18 protein-coding genes and 4 pseudogenes are annotated in these 18,907 nt (G+C 69.4%); 6 read left to right on the top strand and 16 right to left on the bottom strand.

Translation table 11 applies throughout. The annotated features are described in order from the left end of the window. Positions 1 to 148 precede the first annotated feature (148 nt). A complete protein-coding gene (locus V8Z74_RS05690; RefSeq protein WP_349708411.1) occupies positions 149 to 712 on the top strand; it encodes a TetR/AcrR family transcriptional regulator in 564 nt (187 codons plus the stop codon). A 40-nt stretch (positions 713 to 752) separates the two neighbouring features. Here the strand turns inward: V8Z74_RS05690 and V8Z74_RS05685 are convergent, their stop codons facing one another. Further along, entirely contained in the window at positions 753 to 1,658 is a 906-nt protein-coding gene (locus V8Z74_RS05685; protein WP_349708409.1) for a LysR family transcriptional regulator, read from the bottom strand. Positions 1,659 to 1,801: 143 nt separating this feature from the next. Between V8Z74_RS05685 and V8Z74_RS05680 the strand changes: the two genes are divergently transcribed. Beyond that, positions 1,802 to 2,263 carry a (2Fe-2S)-binding protein gene (locus V8Z74_RS05680; protein WP_349708407.1) on the top strand — a complete coding sequence of 154 codons (462 nt, stop codon included), beginning with the start codon at positions 1,802 to 1,804 and terminating at the stop codon, positions 2,261 to 2,263. A 17-nt stretch (positions 2,264 to 2,280) separates the two neighbouring features. After that, positions 2,281 to 4,542: a xanthine dehydrogenase family protein molybdopterin-binding subunit gene (locus V8Z74_RS05675; protein WP_502879455.1), complete on the top strand. Its 2,262-nt coding sequence runs from the start codon at positions 2,281 to 2,283 to the stop codon at positions 4,540 to 4,542. A 42-nt stretch (positions 4,543 to 4,584) separates the two neighbouring features. Here V8Z74_RS05675 and V8Z74_RS05670 read toward each other — a convergent pair. From V8Z74_RS05670 to V8Z74_RS05660, 3 genes and pseudogenes are all read right to left on the bottom strand, one after another. Then, positions 4,585 to 5,365: pseudogene (locus V8Z74_RS05670) on the bottom strand (anti-sigma factor family protein). A gap of 14 nt (positions 5,366 to 5,379) precedes the next feature. Further along, positions 5,380 to 5,907: an RNA polymerase sigma factor gene (locus V8Z74_RS05665; protein ID WP_066470463.1), complete on the bottom strand. Its 528-nt coding sequence runs from the start codon at positions 5,905 to 5,907 to the stop codon at positions 5,380 to 5,382. A 6-nt stretch (positions 5,908 to 5,913) separates the two neighbouring features. Continuing rightward, positions 5,914 to 6,306 (bottom strand): COG4315 family predicted lipoprotein, encoded by a 393-nt coding sequence (locus tag V8Z74_RS05660; protein ID WP_066470464.1) that lies wholly within the window; start codon positions 6,304 to 6,306, stop codon positions 5,914 to 5,916. Between the two features lie 165 nt (positions 6,307 to 6,471). Between V8Z74_RS05660 and V8Z74_RS05655 the strand changes: the two genes are divergently transcribed. The 3 genes from V8Z74_RS05655 to V8Z74_RS05645 are packed head-to-tail and all read left to right on the top strand — an operon-like array spanning position 6,472 to position 8,127. After that, positions 6,472 to 6,744: a metal/formaldehyde-sensitive transcriptional repressor gene (locus V8Z74_RS05655; protein ID WP_066470466.1), complete on the top strand. Its 273-nt coding sequence runs from the start codon at positions 6,472 to 6,474 to the stop codon at positions 6,742 to 6,744. A gap of 25 nt (positions 6,745 to 6,769) precedes the next feature. Further along, positions 6,770 to 7,741: a CDF family Co(II)/Ni(II) efflux transporter DmeF gene (dmeF, locus tag V8Z74_RS05650; protein WP_349708405.1), complete on the top strand. Its 972-nt coding sequence runs from the start codon at positions 6,770 to 6,772 to the stop codon at positions 7,739 to 7,741. Beyond that, positions 7,738 to 8,127: a YkvA family protein gene (locus V8Z74_RS05645; RefSeq protein ID WP_349708403.1), complete on the top strand. Its 390-nt coding sequence runs from the start codon at positions 7,738 to 7,740 to the stop codon at positions 8,125 to 8,127. The genes dmeF and V8Z74_RS05645 overlap by 4 nt, the downstream gene beginning before the upstream one ends. A 63-nt stretch (positions 8,128 to 8,190) precedes the next feature. On the opposite strand, the gene V8Z74_RS05640 is transcribed toward V8Z74_RS05645, so the two are convergent. From V8Z74_RS05640 to V8Z74_RS05585, 12 genes and pseudogenes are all read right to left on the bottom strand, one after another. Next, positions 8,191 to 8,610, bottom strand: coding sequence for a hypothetical protein (locus V8Z74_RS05640; protein WP_083526434.1), 420 nt, complete (start codon positions 8,608 to 8,610; stop codon positions 8,191 to 8,193). A 158-nt stretch (positions 8,611 to 8,768) separates the two neighbouring features. Beyond that, positions 8,769 to 10,274 (bottom strand): cobyric acid synthase, encoded by a 1,506-nt coding sequence (locus V8Z74_RS05635; RefSeq protein WP_349708401.1) that lies wholly within the window; start codon positions 10,272 to 10,274, stop codon positions 8,769 to 8,771. Continuing rightward, a complete protein-coding gene (locus V8Z74_RS05630) occupies positions 10,271 to 11,251 on the bottom strand; it encodes an aminotransferase class I/II-fold pyridoxal phosphate-dependent enzyme (protein ID WP_502879454.1) in 981 nt (326 codons plus the stop codon). The genes V8Z74_RS05635 and V8Z74_RS05630 overlap by 4 nt, the downstream gene beginning before the upstream one ends. Beyond that, positions 11,244 to 12,319, bottom strand: a pseudogene (cbiB, locus tag V8Z74_RS05625) (adenosylcobinamide-phosphate synthase CbiB). The gene V8Z74_RS05630 and the pseudogene cbiB overlap by 8 nt, the downstream one beginning before the upstream one ends. After that, positions 12,316 to 13,002: a 5,6-dimethylbenzimidazole synthase gene (gene bluB / locus V8Z74_RS05620; RefSeq protein WP_349708399.1), complete on the bottom strand. Its 687-nt coding sequence runs from the start codon at positions 13,000 to 13,002 to the stop codon at positions 12,316 to 12,318. The pseudogene cbiB and the gene bluB overlap by 4 nt, the downstream one beginning before the upstream one ends. An 18-nt stretch (positions 13,003 to 13,020) precedes the next feature. Beyond that, complete coding sequence (locus tag V8Z74_RS05615; protein WP_349708398.1) at positions 13,021 to 13,569, bottom strand: methylated-DNA--[protein]-cysteine S-methyltransferase; 549 nt, start codon at positions 13,567 to 13,569, stop codon at positions 13,021 to 13,023. A 4-nt stretch (positions 13,570 to 13,573) separates the two neighbouring features. Continuing rightward, positions 13,574 to 14,144, bottom strand: a pseudogene (gene cobO / locus V8Z74_RS05610) (cob(I)yrinic acid a,c-diamide adenosyltransferase). 14 nt (positions 14,145 to 14,158) lie between these two features. After that, positions 14,159 to 14,944 carry an ABC transporter ATP-binding protein gene (locus tag V8Z74_RS05605; protein ID WP_349708463.1) on the bottom strand — a complete coding sequence of 262 codons (786 nt, stop codon included), beginning with the start codon at positions 14,942 to 14,944 and terminating at the stop codon, positions 14,159 to 14,161. Between the two features lie 5 nt (positions 14,945 to 14,949). Next, positions 14,950 to 15,927, bottom strand: a complete 978-nt coding sequence (locus tag V8Z74_RS05600; protein ID WP_502879463.1) for a FecCD family ABC transporter permease — start codon at positions 15,925 to 15,927, stop codon at positions 14,950 to 14,952. 44 nt (positions 15,928 to 15,971) lie between these two features. Next, complete coding sequence (locus V8Z74_RS05595; RefSeq protein ID WP_349708459.1) at positions 15,972 to 16,856, bottom strand: ABC transporter substrate-binding protein; 885 nt, start codon at positions 16,854 to 16,856, stop codon at positions 15,972 to 15,974. 26 nt (positions 16,857 to 16,882) lie between these two features. Then, positions 16,883 to 17,450, bottom strand: a pseudogene (locus V8Z74_RS05590) (bifunctional adenosylcobinamide kinase/adenosylcobinamide-phosphate guanylyltransferase). A 45-nt stretch (positions 17,451 to 17,495) separates the two neighbouring features. Next, positions 17,496 to 18,890, bottom strand: a complete 1,395-nt coding sequence (locus tag V8Z74_RS05585; RefSeq protein ID WP_349708397.1) for a cobyrinic acid a,c-diamide synthase CobB — start codon at positions 18,888 to 18,890, stop codon at positions 17,496 to 17,498. Positions 18,891 to 18,907 lie beyond the last annotated feature (17 nt).

The raw sequence follows: 18,907 nt of genomic DNA, 5'->3' as shown, positions 1-18,907 counted from the left end.
AATACCAATTGAATCTAAATTGATTCAATTTTCCGAAACTGAATTTTTAACAGGACAAAAATCTAGGCAATGCACTCAGGAACTCGTTCCTGTCTAGATTTGAATCTTCTCTGTTCCAATAACTACATCTCACGCAAGGACGACTCCCATGGCTGCAGCAAGCGCCCCACAAGACAACAGCATCCTGTCCGCACTGGCCCTCGCCATGGTCAACCATCCCCGCGCCTCGCTGCAGGAGCTGGCCAAGGCCATCGGCATCAGCAAGGCCACGCTCTACCGCTTCTGCCGCACCCGCGAGCAACTGGTCGACCGCCTCATAGATCACGGGCTGAAAGCCATGGACAGTGCGCTGGCCCAGGCCAGACTCGAGGAAGGCACTCCGCGTGAGGCACTGCAGCGCCTTATCGCGCTCCAGCTCGAGCACAGGGAACTTGCCGCGTTTCTGACCTATTACTGGAACAATGCCGAGGCATCCGAAGACTCGTACACGGATTGGGAGCAGCGGCTGGACGCTTTTTTCCTGCGTGGGCAGCAGCAAGGGGTCTTTCGCATTGATTTCAGTGCGGCCGCATTGACCGAGATCTGGCTTTCCACGTTCCTGGGCCTGGCCGATGCCGAGCGGCGCGGCCGCGTGGCCCGGGCGGGACTGGCCTCGCTGGTGGAGCGCGCCTTCCTGCAAGGCGCTCAGGCCCAGCCGCAGGCCGGCACCTAGACCATAAGTACTGGCCGCAGGAAGCTGGGCAGGCGCGCCCTCAGATTGAACGGCCCAAGCGCCGGGTCAGAAAATCCAGGAACACCCGTGTCTTGACCGGCAGATGCGCGCGCTGCGGGTAGTAGGCGTAAAAGCCCGGAAAAATGGCGCAATAGGGAGCAAGCACCTCCACCAGCTCGCCGCTTTGCAGCAGCGGCGCCATCGACTCGCTCCAGCCGATGGTCAGGCCCACGCCGTCCAGCGCGGCGCGCAGGCCGGCCTCCCAGTGGTTGACCACCAGCGGGCCGTGCACGGACCGCTCGGTCAGTTGGCCATCCACCATGAATTCCCATTTGTAGACCGCGCCACTGCTGCGCATGCGGTAGTTGATGCAGCGGTGCGCGGCCAGCTCATCGGGGTGCTGCGGCCGCCCGTGCGCCTGCAGGTAGGCGGGCGTGGCCACGCAGCACATGCGGAATTCGTGCGTCAGCCGCACCGCGATCATGTCGCCCTCCAGCGAATCGCCTATGCGTATGCCCAGGTCGAAGCCCTCGCGCACGATGTCGACGAAGCCGTCGTCGTAGACCAGCTCCAGTGCGATGTGCGGGTGCCGGGCGAAGAACTCGGCCAGCAGCGGCTCCACCAGCACGCGGCCTGCGGGGTGGGCCAGGGTCAGGCGCAGCGTGCCGCCTTCCACGCCGGCGCTGGTCTGCAGGTCCTCGGTGGCGCTCTGCAGGCTGGCCAGCGCCGGGGCCACGCGCTCCAGATAGGCGCGGCCCGCCTCGGTCAGGTTCACGCTGCGCGTGGTGCGCTCGAACAGGCGCACATTCAGCCGCGCTTCCAGCTTCTTGATAGTCTGCGACAGCGCGGCCGGCGTCACGCCCAGCGCATGCGCGGCATAGGTCAGGCTGCGGTGCAGGGCCACCTGCTCGAAGGCGGCCAGCGAGGCCAGGATCTCGGGCTTCATGCCTTCGATTGTTAAGCAAAATTTGATAACCTAGATAGATAGGCTATATTTTTCTTTCAAACGGACTGCGGCACACTGCTCGCCACCCCCGCGCGCGACGTGTACCGGGGCCCCGCAACCCGCGAGAAGAAAGAGAACGCCCCATGCCCGTGAAATTCACCCTCAACGGCAAGCCGACCTCGGTCGATGTCGACCCCTCCACCCCCATCCTCTGGACGCTGCGCGACACGCTGGGCCTGCAGGGCACCAAGTTCGGCTGCGGCATGGCCATGTGCGGCGCCTGCACCGTGCACCTGAACGGGCAGGCCATCCGCTCGTGCATCACGCCCATCTCGGCCGCCGAGAGGCAGAAGCTCAGCACCATCGAGGCCCAGGCCGGCGACAAGGTGGGCAAGGCCGTCGAGGACGCCTGGGTGCGCCACGACGTGGCTCAGTGCGGCTACTGCCAGAGCGGCCAGATCATGAGCGCCACCGCGCTGCTCAAGGGCAACAAGGCGCCGAGCGACGCCGACATCGACGCCGCCATGGCCGGCAACATCTGCCGCTGCGGCACCTACGTGCGCATCCGCGCCGCCATCCACGACGCCGCCAAGACCCTGGCCTGACACCCGGAGCAACCACCATGCACATCACCACCGACATGCTCCACGACATGCCGCAAGGCCTGCGCACGCTGATGGACGGGGCTGACACCGATAGCGGTACCTCGCGCCGCAGCTTCCTCAAGATCGCCACCGCCTCGGGCTTTGCGCTCGGCGCCTTTCCCGCCGCCGTGCTGGCCCAGGCCGGTGGCGAGGCCGCGAATGGCGCCAATGCGGGCCTCAAGCCCACGCAGCAGCCGGCCGCGTTCGTCCACATCGACCGCGACGGCATCGTCACCGTCACCATCAACCGCCTCGATTTCGGCCAGGGCGTGCAGACCGGCTTGCCCATGGTGCTGGCCGAGGAGCTGGACGCCGACTGGTCCCAGGTGCGCAGCACGCACGGCAACGCCGACCCGGCCTACGTGGACCCGGTGATGGGCTTTCACCTCACCGGCGGCTCCACCGCGATCAAGCACTCGTACACGCAGTACCGCGAGCTGGGCGCCCGCACCCGCGCCATGCTGCTGGCGGCCGCGGCCCAGCGCTGGAACGTGCCGGCCGACACGCTGCGCACCCAGGCCGGCCAGGTGATCGGCCCGCGCGGCAAGAAGCTCGGCTACGGCGAGCTGGCCGACGCCGCGATGAAGCTGCCCGTGCCGCAGGCCGTGGCGCTCAAGGACCCCAAGGACTTCCGCATCATCGGCCGGGCCACCGGCCGCATCGATGCGCGCGCCAAGTCCAGCGGCATGCAGGCCTACGGCATCGACACCCGCCTGCCTGGCATGCTCACCGCCCTGGTCGCGCACCCGCCGGTCTACGGCAGCAAGCCGGTGTCGGTCGACGACAGCGCCGCCAAGGCCATCAAGGGCGTGCGCGCCGTGCTGCGCGTGCCCAGCGTGCACGGCGGCGAGACCGTGGCCGTGCTGGCCGACGGCTACTGGCCCGCCAAGCAGGGGCGCGATGCGCTCAAGATCGAGTGGGACAGCGCGGGCGTCGGCAAGGTCGATTCGGCGCAGCAGCTCGCCCAATACCGCGAGCTGGCGCAGAAACCCGGCGCGCTCAAGTACGACGCCGACGTTTCCAAACTTGGCAGCGCACCGCACAAGATCAGCGCGGAATACCTCTTCCCCTACCTGGCGCACACACCCATGGAGCCGCTCAACTGCACCGTGCGCCTCTCGGGCCAGGGCGCGGCCACCCGGGCCGAACTGTGGCTGGGTACGCAGGCGCCGGGCTGGGAGGCCGCGACGGCTGCGCGCATCCTCGGCGTAGAGCCGAAGAACGTGCAAGTGAACGTGCAGATGGCCGGCGGCGGGTTCGGGCGCCGCGCCACGCCCACCAGCGACTACGTGGCCGAGGCCTGCCAGATCGCCAAGGCCGCGCGCGCGGCTGGCCTGGATGCGCCGGTGCGCATGGTCTGGAGCCGCGAGGACGATGTGAAGGGCGGCTACTATCGCCCCATGCACCTGCACCGCGCCGAGATCGGCTTCGACGACCAGGGCCGGGTGCTGGCCTGGGACCATGTCATCGTCGGCCAGTCCATCGCCCACGGCACGGCCTTCGAGGGCTTCATGGTCAAGAACGGCGTGGACGGCACGGCCGTCGAAGGCATGAAGGAGCCCTACGACGTGCCCATGCGCCTGTCGGTGCACCACCCGGTGCTCAATGCACCGGTGCTGTGGTGGCGCAGCGTGGGCTCGACCCACACCGCCTTCGTGATGGAGACGCTGATCGACGAGATCGCCCGCACCACGAACCAGGACCCGGTCGAGTACCGCCTCAAGCAGTTCGGCGACAAGCATACGCGCCATGCCGCCGCGCTGAAGCTGGCCGTGGACAAATCCGGCTATGGCAAGCGCCAGCTGGCGCAAGGCCGCGCCTGGGGCGTGGCGGTGCACGAGTCCTTCGAGTCGGTCGTGGCCTACGTGGTCGAGGCCTCGGTGCAGGACGGCGTGCCCAAACTGCATGCCGTCACCGCCGGCGTGCACTGCAACCTCGCGGTCAACCCCAAGAGCGTGGAGGCCCAGGTGCAGGGCGGCGCGCTGATGGGCCTGGGCATGTGCCTGCTGGGCGCGGCCATCACCTTCAAGGACGGCGTGGTCGAACAGGGCAACTTCAACGACTACACCGTGGCCCGCCTGACCGACATGCCCACGGTGGCCGTGCACATCGTTCCCAGCGCCGATGCGCCCACGGGCATGGGTGAGCCGGGGGTACCGCCGCTGGCGCCGGCCTTTGCCAATGCCGTGGCGCGACTCACGGGCAAGCCGCTGCGCGAGCTGCCGTTCAAGCTGGCTTAAGGCACCTCGAAACATAGCCCATGCGCATGGGCTATGTCCTGCTCAATCCAGCTGCCGATAAATGGCCTCCGCCAGCGCATAGAGCTGGTCGCGGGGCAAGGCCGCACTCACGGCATAGCCCTGCCGCCCGTCCACCCAGTAAAAGCCGTGCGTCGCGCCCTCCTCGGTCCACTGGAAGCTTGCCGGCGCTTTCACACCACCCGTCCGGGCCAGCACCGACACATACAGCGTCACACGCCGGCCGGCCGCATCCTCGTACATGAACTGTGCCCGCGACTGCCCCGCCTCTCCGGGCAGCAGGCGCCCGCCGACCAGGTGGTAGCCCAGTGCGTCAAGCGCGGGCACCTTGAGCGGCACGCCCAGGCGCTTGGACAGCCACTGCACCAGATGGGCCTGCTGCTGCGCGGCAACCTCTACCGGATGGCGCTGCTCGGGTACATAGACCGCATGCGCAGCCACCGCCTCGCGCGCGAAAGCCGGCACGGCGCGCGCCCGAGTCGCCATATCGGCATGCTCTCTTCCGCCCAGGCCGTAGCCTATGCCCAAACCCACACCCAGCATCAGGCCGGCGGCCAGCGCATGCGGCCACTGCCATTGCAGCGGCCTGCGCAGCGCGCGGCGCAGCTGGGGGGGGAACGGGCTCATCCAGCAGCTGGGTATGCAGGGCCTGAAGGCCGGCGCGCTGGGCCTGAATGGCGGCCATGCGTGCCGCCTCGTCGGGGTTCTCCGCCAGCCACTGCGCCACTTCCGAAGCGCTTGCCGGTGCAAGTTCTCCGTCCACCCAGGCATGGAGCATGGTTTCATCAGGGCGGCCCGCGGTCATTGATAGATTCCCCGTCATTTGACAGCTTTCAACACAGTCCGGGAAGGTGCGGCCCCTTCCATCAGGCGCCTGAGCTGTTCACGTGCACGCGCGAGGCGCGACATCACGGTTCCTATCGGAATGCCCAGCATCTGCGCCGTTTCGGCATAGCTCAGCTGCTCCATCCCCACTAGCAGCAGCACTTCGCGCGCCTGCGGCGCCAACAGCGCCAGCGCACGCTCCAGGTCCAGGCGCAGCGCCATCTGCGATGTGGGATCGTGCCCGCCGTCCCAGGCATCGTCCCAGTCCACCGTGCGCTGGCGCGCCGCCTGCTGCCACTGGTTGGCGTACAGGTTGTGCATCAGCGTGAGCAGCCAGCTGCGCAGCGCTGCCTGGACTTCGGTGGCAGAACCGGCCTCGGGCGGGCACCATAGTGCCCACTTCTGGCAGGCGCGCTCCAGAGTGTCCTGCACCAGATCGTCGGCACGGGCGGCATCCCCCACCAGCGCCCGTGCATAGCGGCGCAGGCGGGGAATATGGGCAATGGCGGCTTCTACCTGCACGCAGGCTCAGGGCTTGGCGACATGCCATGCGTTGTTGAGAAAGCCGTCGCCCGTCCTGTCGCCCGGCTTGGCGTCCTTGCTCCAGTAGTAGAGCGGGCGCCCCTTGTAGGCCCATTGCCGGCCCCCGTCGTCGCGCGTCACCACGCTCCAGTCGCCAATGGCCGAGGCGCTGGCAGGCGCCATCAGCGGCGGCCAGTTGGTGGCGCAGCCGCCGTTGCAGACGCTCTTGCCTGCACCGGCTGCCGCATCGCGGTCGAATACATAGAGCGTCATCTGGCTGGGGCCGACCAGCACGCCGTTCAAAGTCGTGGCCGGGGAGCTGGGCTGGCCGACATAAGCGCTCGAGCAGGCTGCCAGCAGGGCCGAAGCAAGAACGGAAAGAGAAGCAAGGCGGGTCATGGAATGTCTCCTTGGTGTTGACCTGCAGTAAACAGCCGGGCGAGGCGATTTATTCCATCGGATTTTCCTGCCGCCTCCTGCGGAGGGCGGATTGTCCTGCATGGCAACAGGGACGGCTTCAGCTTATTAATATAGCCCCCCATACTATTTTTCGTCCCATCTGCCATGTCCCACACCGCTCGTCAGAAAGACAAATTGATTGCCCGGGTGCGCCGCATCAAGGGACAGCTGGAAGGCATCGAACGTGCACTGGAAACCGATGCAGCCTGCATCGAGGTGCTGCGCCAGATTGCATCGGTGCGCGGCGCGGTCGGCGGGCTGACCGTGGAAGTGATGGAAGACCATTTGCGCGAGCATGTGCTGGAAGCCACCGACGACGCCGGGCGCCGCCACGGCGGCGAAGAGATGATCGAGGTCATCCGCTCCTACATGAAATGAAGGCATCGGCATCAGGAACCCGGCCATGAGCATGCATGCAACCTCCTCCGCGGTGGCCTCCGGCCACGACCACGTCTTTCTCGGCAGCGACCACAGACGCAACGAGCGCAAGGTCTGGATGGTGATCGCCCTGACCACCGCCATGATGCTGGCCGAGATCACGGCCGGCACGGTCTATGGCTCCATGGCCCTCGTGGCCGACGGCTGGCACATGTCCACCCATGCGGGGGCCATGCTGATTGCCGCCCTGGCCTATCGCTTTGCCAGCCGCCACTCCGGCAACCCCCGCTTCACCTTCGGCACCGGCAAGCTCGGCGATCTGGCCGGATTTGCCAGTGCCATCGTCCTGGCGCTGATCGCGCTGCTGATCGGCTGGGAAAGCCTGGTTCGGCTCACCCAGCCCGTCCCTATCGATTTCGACCAGGCCACCGCCGTGGCCGCAGCGGGCCTGCTCGTCAACCTGGCCTGTGCCTGGCTGCTCAAGGACGACCATGCGCACCACGGCCATCACCACCACGCCCACCACCATCATGACCATGATCACCATGGCGGCCACCATGGCAAGGGCCGGGACAACAATCTGCGCGCGGCCTATCTGCATGTGCTGGCCGATGCGCTGACTTCGGTCCTGGCCATCGCTGCCCTGCTGCTGGGTCGCAGCTATGGATGGGCCTGGGCCGATCCTGCCATGGGCGTGGTCGGCGCCCTGGTCATTGCGCGGTGGTCATGGGGCCTGGTCCAGGATGCGGGCAGCGTGCTGCTGGACGCCGGCCGCGAAGGACAGCAGGTACAGCAGGAAATCCGGGAGGCCCTGGCCGCATCCGAAAGCCAGCTCACCGATCTGCATGTATGGCAGGTAGGGCCGGGCCATTTCGCGGCCATTGTGGCGCTGACCGCCCCCAACCCGAAAGAGCCCGCCCACTACAAGGCGCAGCTGGCCCATATCCACGAGCTTTCGCATCTCACCATCGAAGTGCAGCCCCTGCGCCAACCATGAGCATCGGCAATACCCTCAAGACCTGGGCCAGGCGTGTCAAACGCGACGGCGTCACGCTCTGGTTCGCCGGCAGGCATCCCCGCACGCCCTGGTATGCCAAGGCACTGGGTCTGTTCGTGGTGGCCTATGCGCTGAGCCCCATCGATCTGATTCCGGACTTCATTCCCGTGCTCGGCTATGTGGACGATGTCCTGCTGCTGCCGGCCCTGATCTGGTTGACCGTCAGGCTGCTGCCAGCCGATGTGCTGACGGCATGCCGCCAGCAGGCCGACGCCTGGATGCAGGCCGAGGGCGCCAAGCCCCAAAGCCGGGCCGGCGCCGTGCTCATCGTCATTCTGTGGCTGCTGATGGGCCTGGCACTGTGGGCCTGGCTCAAGCCACAGTGACAAAGCGTCATCCGAAAACAAAAAGGCTCCCGCAGGAGCCTTTTTTTGCGCGCATAGAGCCGCTTACTGGTTCACGGGCACCTGCTGGGTGTACTCCATCAGCGTGCCGCCGCCTTCGACGGAGCCGCTGGTCTGGCCGTTCTGGATGCGGCCCACGCAGGCCTGGCGGTCCAGGTCGGTCTTGAAGACATTGCAGCGTGCCAGGGCGTTTTGCTCATACTGGCTGGCGCTCTTGCCATCGCCCAGGCGGCCGCGGCGCGCTTCTTCCTTGACGGCGGCAGCTTCGCGCTCCGCGGGGCTCGCATAGTTGCGCTTCTTGTGCTGGTGGTGCTTTTGCGCCTTGGGTGCGGGCTTGGCCGCAGCCGCCTCGGGTGCCGATGCCGGAGCCGCAGTGTCGGCAGCCTGTGCCCCGGCCCAGCCAGCCACTGTCAGCGCCAGCGCGCCGATCGCCAATTGAAAAGTACGAATTCCAAAGCCGGTCATCTGTAACTCCATTCTCATTGGGTGAACAACGCAATCAAGCATGCGGGTTTTCCTGGACCGCTTTTATCGGCACACCCCATCAGCCCATGCAGGCCTCGGCCTACAGCTGCGTTCACGCACAGCATGCCGGCATTGCCGGTCCAATGCCTTGAGATAGCTCAGGTTCCGGCGCCCGCCTCCGGGGCGAACCATTGCGACACGCCCTTCGCCAGCCGGGCAAACACCTGCTCCAGGCTGGGGGCGCCCTGGCCGAACAGCGCATGGATGACGGCAGCGTTCTCGAACAGTCCATGCAGATAGGTGCCCAGCACGGCGCCATCGCCGCTTTGCCAGAGCATGCCGGTCAGCAGTTCCCGGGCCTGGGCCGAGGCCCCGGCCTGCATGTCGGCTCGCAACTGGGTCCGGCCGTGGTGGATCTCGTAGCCCTGCACCTGCACGCCCGACAGCGCCTGCCAGGGCGCGCGCAGGGCCGGCAGTTCGTGCCTGGCCGGCTGCACGGTCTTGGCGGGCGCGAACAGCGTGGCCAGCGGCAGCAGGCCCAGGCCCGCGGCATTGCCGTCCACGCCGTGCAGGTCGATGAGCGCCTCGCCCAGCATCTGCAGGCCGCCGCAGATACCGAGCACGCGCCGGCCGGCCCCGGCATGCTGCGCTACGGCGGCATCCAGCCCCTGGGCGCGCATCCAGGCGAGATCCGCCGCCGTGGCCTTGGAGCCCGGCAGGATCACCCAGTCCGCACCGGCCAGCTGGGCCGGGCTGCGCGCCCAGACCACGCGCACGCCCGGCACCTGCAGCAGCGGCTGGAATTCGTCCAGGTTGCTGATGCGCGGGTAGGCCACGATGGCGATCGTGGTGTGCACGGCCTGCCCGCCGCCCGCGCTGCCGCGGTCGTCGAACACGCCGTCCTCTTCCGGCAGGCCGTGCTGGAACTGCATGGGGATGGTCGCCACGGTGGGCACGCCCGTCAGCTCTTGCAGCATCTGCGGCGCCGGCGCGAGCAGGCTCGCGTCGCCGCGGAACTTGTTGAGCACAAAGCCCTGGATGAGTTGCCGCTCGCCTTCAGGCAGCAGCGCCCAGGTGCCGTACAGGTGGGCAAACGCGCCGCCGCGGTCGATGTCGGCCACCAGCAGGCAGTGCGCGCCGCCGTGCCTGGCCACGCGCATGTTGACCACGTCGCTGGCATGCAGGTTGATCTCGGCCGGCGAGCCTGCGCCCTCGATCACCACCACGTCGTTCTCGGCGCGCAGCTCGTCCAGCGCCTGCGCGATCTGCGGCCAGACCTGGAGGCTGCGGCCGCGCCAGGGCATGCGGCTGAGGGCTTCGTCCACCCGGCCGAACAGCACGACCTGGCTGTGCGTGTCGGCCTCGGGCTTGAGCAGCAGCGGGTTCATGCGCACGTCGGGCACGGCGCCCGCGGCCAGCGCCTGCAGGTACTGCGCGGTGCCGATCTCGCCCCAGCGGCCGTCCGGTGTGGCCACCACGCGCGCGTTGTTGCTCATGTTCTGCGCCTTGAAGGGCGCGACCTTGTAGCCCTGCGCCCGGTACCAGGCGCACAGCGCCGTGGCCACCCAGCTCTTGCCCGCGCCGCTGCTGGTGCCCAGCACCATCACGCACAGCGCCGGGCGCCGGCCCGGCAGGGGCCGGGGCAGTTGGATCCTGTCGTTCATATCGCTTGGTTCTCGATGGCTTGCCAGGCCTGCTCCAGCGCGGCCTGCGATGCGGGCGGCAGCACGCCCAGGCGCACGTGGCCGGGTAGGCCGAAACTCGTGCAGTCGCGCAGCTTGACGCCCTGCGCGCGCAAGGGGGCCAGGCGTTGCTGTACTGCCGCTTCGGCCAGCGGCAGCCGCGCCACGAAGTAATTCGCCACATGGCCGGGCACCACCTGCCAGCCCAGCCGCCCGCACAGCGCGAGCTGCTGGCGCTTCCAGTCGCGCAAGGTCTGCAGGCTGCCCGCCAGCCATTGCTGCGCCTGCTTGGTCGTCCAGGCCTCGAGCAGGGCCACGCCATGCGCGCCCACCACCCAGGACGGCGCCAACGCGCGCAGCGCGTCCAGTTCGTCGTCCGTGGCATGCAGCGGCGCAATCGCATACGCGGCGCGCACGCCCGTCATGCCCAGGGCCTTGTTGGGCGTCCAGATTTGCCACAGGTGATCCAGGCCGCGCTGCGGCGGCCCGCCGTCCAGCCACAGCGGGCGGTAGGCGCAGTCCAGCACCTGCCAGCCATCGCCGGTCGGCTCGGGGAATACCTCCAGTTGCCCCAGCGGGCTCGACGGTTCGCAGAGCCAGTGCAACCCGCCCCGCTCAGCCGGCCGCAGCCCCCAGACGCGCGCCGCCTGCGCATAGTCGCCATAGTGGTGCCGCGGCAGCGCGACGGCCTGGGCGCCGCTGCGCACGGCATGCTGGGTCAGCCGGTGGATCAGCTCGCTGCTGCTGCCGCCAACCAGGATGCGCCCCACGGCCACCGCGTGGAAGGCCGCGAGCCGCGCGCGCAGGTGGGTGTAGAGCGGATCGGGATACTGCGCCGCATGCGCGGCCTGCAGCGCGGCCAGGGCCACGGGGCAGGGTCCGCAGGCGTTGCGGTTGGTGGAGAAGTCGTGCGCCGGCACGCCCAGCGCATCGGTGCCGCCGTGCATGCCCTCAGCCATGGAGCAGTACTCGCCATAGCGCCAGCAGAACGATAGCTGCCAGCGCACACCCCGCCTGCGCCGCAATCACCGTGGACGCCAGATGCACGGCCCGCCGCAGGTCGGCGGAACCGGGCGCCGCGCCCTGCGGGTTCAATTGGTAGACCCCGGGCTTGGACAAATGCACGCCCAGCGCCAGCGCCATCGCGCCCATGGGCCAGCCGCCGTTGGGCGACGGGGTGACGCGCGCATCGCGCCGCAGCGCCTGCCAGGGCACGCCGCCGGCCACCAGCGCCAGCCATGCGGCCGTGAGGCGCGCCGGAATCCAGTTCAGCACATCGTCGGCCCGCGCCGCCCACTTGCCGGCCCACTGCCAGTGGCGGCGCCGGTCGCCCTCGCCGCGCCAGCCGGGGTAGCCCCACATGGCGTCGGCCGTGTTGGCCAGGCGGTAGACGGCCGCGCCCGGCAGGCCGGCCACGGCAAACCAGAACAGCGGCGCGACGACCGAGTCGCACAGGTTCTCGGCCAGGGTCTCGATGGCGCTCTCGCGCACCGTGGCGGCGTCGAGCTGCGCGGTATCGCGGCTGACCAGCCACGACAGCCGCTCGCGGCCCGCCGCCAGCGACTGCTGCAGCGCAGCCTCGACGGCCAGCACCTCGTCCCGCAGCATGCGCCAGGCCAGCAGCGGCTTGAGCAGCACGCCCATGCACACGCCGATCAGCCACCAGGGGTCGTAGGGCAGCAGGAACAGGATCAGCCAGTAGGCAACAAAAACCATAGCTGCCAGCACGCACCAGCCAACCATTCCCAATATGAACCGCATCCAATCCCTTGGATGCTCGGCGCGAGGCGCTATGATTTTTCCTATCGCACCCAGCGCCTTGCCCATGTAGACCACCGGGTGCAGCCATGCGGGCGCTCGCCCCAGAGCCGGTCGAGCAGCAAGGCCACCAGCACGGCGATCAGCGCGCACAGCACGTTCCGCGACCACAGGATGGCCGCCTCCGGCGCGGCCATGAGCGCCCGGTACAGCCAGCCCAGCGGGCTGAACGACCAGGCCAGCAGTTCCGTCCAGGTGATCGTCGTCATGCCGCGGGCGGCTCCTCGGTCCAGACGTCGTCCATTAGCATGTCCTGCAGCGGCGCGCGGCAGGCCCATTTCTCCTGCTGCAGCATGGGCTCGGCATAGTAGGCTTCGACAGGCCCCAGGCACAGCACGCCCAGCGGGTGCGCGCCGGCGGGCATGCGCAGCAGCGCGGCCAGCGCCTGCGGCTCGAAGATCGACACCCAGCCCATGCCCAGCCCCTCGGCGCGCACGGCCAGCCACAGGTTCTCGATGGCGCAGGCGGTGCTGGCGATGTCCATCTCGGGCAGCGTGCGGCGGCCGAAGATATGCGCCTCGCGCCCCGGCGGCATGGCCACGACCAGCACCTCGGCCGCATCGAGCACGCCCTGCACCTTGAGCTTCATGAAATCCTGTTCGCGCTCGCCCAGCGCCTGGGCGGTGCGCACGCGCTCCTCCTCGACCAGCGCATGGATGCCCTCGCGCAGCGCACGGCTCTTGACGCGGATGAAGCGCCACGGCTGCATGAAGCCCACGCTGGGCGCATGGTGCGCGGCGCGCAGCAGGCGCAGCAGCACCTCCTCGGGCACGGTGCCGCCGGCAAAGTGGCGCATGTCGCGGCGCTCGTAGATGGCGCGGTAGACGGCGGCGCGCTCGGCCTCGGTGAAGGGCGTGGCGGCGATCGTGGAAGGAGCGGTGTTTTCGGGCATGGTTCGATTGTGAGCCTTTCAGCGGCAGGCGGGTCGGCCTGCGTCGCTGATCCAGTCGCGCTGCTTCGCCCCGCTCTCCAGCGCCAGCAGCGCGCGCTTGCGCGGCAGACCGCCGCCAAAGCCGGTGAGGCTGCCGTCGCTGCCGATCACGCGGTGGCAGGGCACGACGATGGAGATTTTGTTCTGCCCGTTGGCCGCCGCCACGGCGCGCGTGGCCGTGGGCCGGCCGATGGCGCGCGCCTGCTCGGCATAGCTGCGCGTGCGGCCGTAGGGAATATGCAGCAGCGCCTGCCAGGCCGCGATCTGGAACGGCGTGCCCACCAGGTCCAGCGGCACGCCGAAGCGCTGCCGCCGCCCCGCGAAATACTCGGCCAGCTCCACGGCCAGCTGGTCAAGAGTGGCGTTCCTGCCTTCCTGCGCCGGGCCGCCGCGCGCGGCCTCGACCTGTGCCAATTCCCGATCTGCACGCTGCTGGGTGTCGAACTCGAGCAGGCACAGGCCCCGGTCCGACGCCACGGCCAGCATCTCGCCCAGCGGCGTGGGCAGGTGGCAGCAGAGCAATGCCACGGCCTCAGTCCTCGATGCCGCGCTGGGCCGGAATACCGGCCTGGAAGGCATGCTTGACCAGCTTCATCTCGGTCACCGTGTCGGCGACGTCGATGATCTCCTGCGGGCAGCGCCGGCCGGTCAGGCAGACATGCACCCCCCCTGGGCCGCGCGGCCAGCGTGTCCAGCACCTCCTGCAGCGGCAGCCAGCCGTAGATCAGCGGATAGGTGATTTCGTCGAGCACGACCAGGAAATACTCGCCGCCCAGGATCGCGGCCCTGGCCTTTTCCCAGCCGTCGCGCGCCAGCTGGCCCGACTGCTCCAGGTCCTTGCTCTTCCAGCTGAAGCCGTCGCCCAGGCCCTCGATGGGCAGGCCCACCTGCTCGGCCAGGCGGTGCTCGCCAAAGCGCGCCGTGGGCACCTTCATGAACTGGAACACCTTGACGGCCTTGCCGCGGCCCGTGGCGCGGAAGGCCAGGCCGAAGGCCGCCGTGCTCTTGCCCTTGCCGTCGCCCGTGTTGACGATGACCAGGCCGCGGCGCTCGCCCTCGGGCTTCTCGTAGGGCTTCTCGGTGGGAGGGGTTTCGATATGCATGGTTTCCTTTCCAGTCAATTGCGCATCGTGCGCGGCAGGGCCAGCCACTGGCCGTCGAGCTGCCGCACCTGGATGCGGTGCTCGAACACGGCCTCCAGCGCGGCATGGGTGGCGGGGTCGGCGCAGGCGCCGTGGTGCACGGCCCGGCCGGCCTGCAGGATGAGCATGTCGTCGGCCTGCAGCGCCACCGACAGCTCGTGCAGCACGCTGACCACGGTGGTGCCCCGGGCCACCAGCGCGCGCACGATGAGCATCCAGTCGGCCTGGTGCGGCGGATCGAGGTTGGCCAGCGGCTCGTCCATCAGCAGCACCTTCGCCTGCACGGCCAGCGCGCGGGCCAGCAGCACGCGCTGGCGCTCGCCGCCCGACAGCTCGGCCAGCGGCCGGTGGCGCCAGTCCCAGGCCTGGGTGGCCTGCAGGCACCGGCGCACCACGGCATGGTCCTCGTCGCAGGGCGAGGCCAGCCAGGCCTGGTGCGGCAGCCGGCCCAGCATGGCCACGTCGTAGCTGGTCAGCTCGTCGGTGGCGGTCTCGCTCTGGCCCAGCCAGGCCAGCGCTCGTGCGCGCTCGCGGCGCGGCCAGCGCTGCAGGGGCTGGCCTTGCAGCTGCACCCCGCCCTGCAGCGAATGCGCCGGCCACAGGCCGCACAGCACCTTGAGCAGCGAGGACTTGCCCGCGCCGTTGGGGCCGACGATGCTGGTCCAGCGACCCGTGGCAAAGCGCGCCGTCACGTCGTGCAGGATGGGTTTGCGGTGCACCCGGGCGCTGACCTTTTCGGCCGCGATGGCGGTCTGTGGCATGGCGCTCATCCCAGGCCTCCGCCCGCGGTGCGGCGGTGCATGCGCCACAGCAGGTAGGTGCCGCCCAGCGCCGCGGTGAGCACGCCAACGGGCAGCTCCTGCGGCGCGATCAGCCAGCGCGCCAGGATGTCGGCCGCCAGCAGCAGCACGCCGCCCATGGCGCCGGCCAGGAGGATGCTGCGGCCATGGCCCACGCGCACCAGGCTGCGCACCAGGTGCGGCGCAGCCAGGCCCACGAAGGCGATCAATCCCGTCTGCGCCACCGAGGTGCCCGTGGCCAGCGCCAGCACCAGCACCAGGCCATAGCGCATGGGCGCCAGCGGCAGGCCCAGGCTGTGCGCCGTGGCCTCGCCCAGCGTCAGCCCGTCGAGCACGCGCGAGAAGGCCCAGGCTCCCAGCGAGCACAGCAGCCACACGGCCAGCATCAGCGCGCAGCCGCTCCAGCCCACGAAGGCCGAGGTGCCGAGCACGAAGCTTTGCATGGCCTGCAGGATGTCGGGGTGGCGCAGCTCGATCAGGTCGCGCACGGCGCCCAGCACCACGCCGACGATCACGCCCGCCAGCAGCAGGCGCAGCGTGCTCTGCACATTGCGCGCCAGCGCCACCGTCAGCAGCACGGCGCCGGCGGCGCCCGCGAAGGCCATGCCGGTCATGCCCAGACGGTGCCAGATGTCCAGGCCGGTGAGCGCCGTGCCCATGGCCACGAGGCCGATGGCGCTGCCCAGCGCCGCGCCCGCCGCGCTGCCCAGCAGGTAGGGCTCGGCCAGCGGGTTGCGGAACAGCCCCTGCGCCACCGCGCCCGCCAGCCCCAGCAGCGCGCCGGCCAGCCAGGCGCCGGCCGAGCGCGGCAGGCGGATGTCGGTCACGATCTGCCAGGCCACCGGGTCGTCGCGCATGCGCAGCACGCTCTCCCAGCCGGTGCTGCCCACGCTGGCGCCCACGGCCAGCAGCAGTGCGGTCATTGCGGCCAGCACCAGTGCCAGCCAGCGGCTGCGGGGCAGGCCCGGGCCCATGTCGCTCGGGGCATTCACTTGGCGGAGCCCAGTGTGTCCGCCAGGCAGCGTGCCATCAATCGCGCCGCCTCGGCCATGCGCGGGCCGGGGCGCACGATGATGTCGGCCTCGTCCTGCGCAAACACGCAGACGCGCCGGTGCTGCACCGCCGCCAGCCGTTCCCATCCCGGATAGGACGAGGCCACCTGCATGCTGCGGCTGCCCATCATGATCACGTCGGGGTTGGCGCGCAGCAGGAATTCCGGGCTCAGGCGCGGAAACGGCCCCAGCTCGGGCGGCACCACGTTGCGCACGCCCAGGCGGGCCAGCGTCTCGCCGATGAAGGACTGCGGTCCGGCCGCATACGGCCCGCGGTTGACCTCGAAATAGACGCGGGCGTTTTTCGCCGACGCGGGCACGGACTGCGCAGCCGCATCCACGCCGGCATTGATCTCGCGCCAGACCTTTTCCGCCTCGGCCTCGGGCACGCCCAGCAGGCGCGCCAGCCGCGCCAGAGCCTTGTGCACACCCTGCTGCGAATTGACCTCGACCACAACGACCTGGAGGCCCAGCGCCTCCAGGCGGTCTGCCACGCGGGCCGCGCGCGACAGCAGCACCACGTCGGGCTTCATGGCCACCACGGCCTCGATGTTGGGATCTATGCCGCCGCCCAGCACCGGCAGCTTGCGCACCGATGCGGGCCAGTTCGAATAGCGGTCCACGCCCACGAGACGGTCGCACATCTGCAGCGCGCAGACGCTTTCGGTCAGCGAAGGCAGCAGGCTCACGATGCGCTGCGGGTTGCGGGGCAGCTCGATGGTCCGGCCCCGGTCGTCGGTAACGGCCTGGGGCGCCACCAGCGGCACGGCCGCAGCCGAAGCCGCCAGACCACACAGGGCCAGTGCCGCAGCACCGCGCATCCACCAGCGGCTGTATACGGATTTCTTCATTTCAGTTGCAAAGGCAGGCCTGCAGCCATCAAAGTCACGCGGTCGCAGGCCGCTGCCACCTGCTGGTTCAACGTGCCCAGCGCATCGACAAAGGCACGCACGTCGGCGCCCAGCGGAATCACGCCCAGGCCGATCTCGTTGCTGACCAGTATCACCGGGCCCGGCGCCTGCGAAAGCGCTTTCAGAAAAAGAGCATCCTGCGCTTTCCAGGACTGCACTGGAGGCTTTTTTTTGCTCATGCTCCTTCATGGCCGGCATCAGCCAGTTGGTCAGCCACAGCGTCAGGCAGTCGACGACCAGCAGGCGGTGCGGCGCGCTGTGCACGGCCAGCACGGCCGCCAGGTCGCGCGGCTCCTCGATGGTGGCCATGCCCGGCACGCGCTCGGCCCGGTCGCGCTGGTGGCGGGCAATGCGCGCATGCATTTCCGCATCCCAGGCCTGGCCGGTGGCCACCAGGGCGGCTTCGCGGCCGGCAGCGCCGGCCAGCCAGTCGCGGGCCAGCAGCTCGGCACGGCGCGACTTGCCGCTTTTCTGGCCGCCCACGATGAGTTCGGTCCGCGGCATGGAGATTGATGATGAGGACGGCTGATTCATGTTGGCTACGGATTCTCAGGCCGCTGCGCCCAGCAGGCGCGCAACGGCACGCGGGCAGGATGCAAACCAGGCATGGAAATAGCTGGCTTGCACGCTGCCGTGCCGGTACAGGGCCTCGCCGCGGTCGGCCTGCACGGCGGCACCGGGCCGGCTGCTGCGCCCTGTCTGCTGCATTGCGGTTTCCAGGCGGCTGTAGTGGAAAGTATGCCCGCGCAGAACCCCGCCGGGCAGCTCCAGCTGCTGCATGCCCAGGCCCGCAAGGCGGCTTTGCATATGCACCTGCCCTGGCAGCAGGCCCCACAGGCGCTGGGTATGGCCCGCCGTGTCCGTCACGGATTCGCACAGGGCCAGCATGCCGCCGCACTCGGCCCACACCGGCCTGCCTGCACCGATATGCTGGGCCAGATCCGCGCGCAAGCCGGTGTTGGCCTGCAATGCAGGAGCATGCAACTCCGGGTAGCCGCCCGGCAGCCACAGCGCATCGCAGGACGGAAGCCTGTCGCCTGCCAGCGGCGAGAAAAATGCCAGGCGCGCGCCCATGGCGCGCAGGCAGTCCAGGTTGGCCGGGTAGATAAAGGCAAAGGCCGCATCGCGCGCCACCGCAATGGTGCGGCCCGCCAGCCAGGGCGCGATGGCCGGCGGCTGCTCCGCAGCCTGCGACGGCAAGGCAAGGTCGACCGCCCAGTCCTGCCAGCTGGCCTGCCCCGCATCGGCCTTCCATGGCCGCTGGCCCAGCGGAGTGCGGGCCAGGGCATCGGCTGCGGCGTCCAGGCGCTGCAGGGCGTCGCCCAGTTCGTGCGCGGCCACCAGCCCCAGATGGCGCTCCGGCAGCAAGGCCGCCTTTTTCTGCGGGCCTTCCAGGGTGATGCCCTCCAGAGCACCCTGCCAGGCCTGAGGGTCGCGCAGCCCTTGCCGCAGCAGATCGGCATGGTGGCTGCTGGCCACGCGGTTGGCCACCAGCCCGGCCCAGCGCAGGCCGGGCTGGTAGTGCTGCAGGCCGTAGGCCACGGCGCCGAAGGTGCGCGCCATGGCCGAGGCATCGACCACGGCCAGCACCGGCAGGCCCAGCAGGCGGGCCAGATCGGCCGCGCTGGGGCTGCCGTCGAACAGACCCATCACACCCTCCACCAGGATCAGGTCGGCCTCCTGCGCCGCCGCCTGCAGCCGCGCATGGATATCGGCCTCGCCTGTCATCCACAGATCGACCGAATGCACGGGCGCGCCGCTGGCCAGCTCGTGCCAGTAGGGGTCGAGAAAGTCCGGCCCGCACTTGAACACGCGCACCTTGCGGCCCTGGCGGCTGTGCAGCCGCGCCAGGGCCGCGGTCAGCGTGGTCTTGCCCTGGCCCGAGGCCGTGGAGGCGATCAGCAGCGCCGGGCATTGCCGCACGGCAGGCGTTGTTTGCATCATGGGCGCAGCACTCATCC

The organism is Comamonas sp. w2-DMI (assembly GCF_040187735.1).
Lineage (GTDB): Bacteria > Pseudomonadota > Gammaproteobacteria > Burkholderiales > Burkholderiaceae_C > Comamonas > Comamonas terrae.
This window is presented reverse-complemented; position numbering and strand designations above follow the sequence as displayed.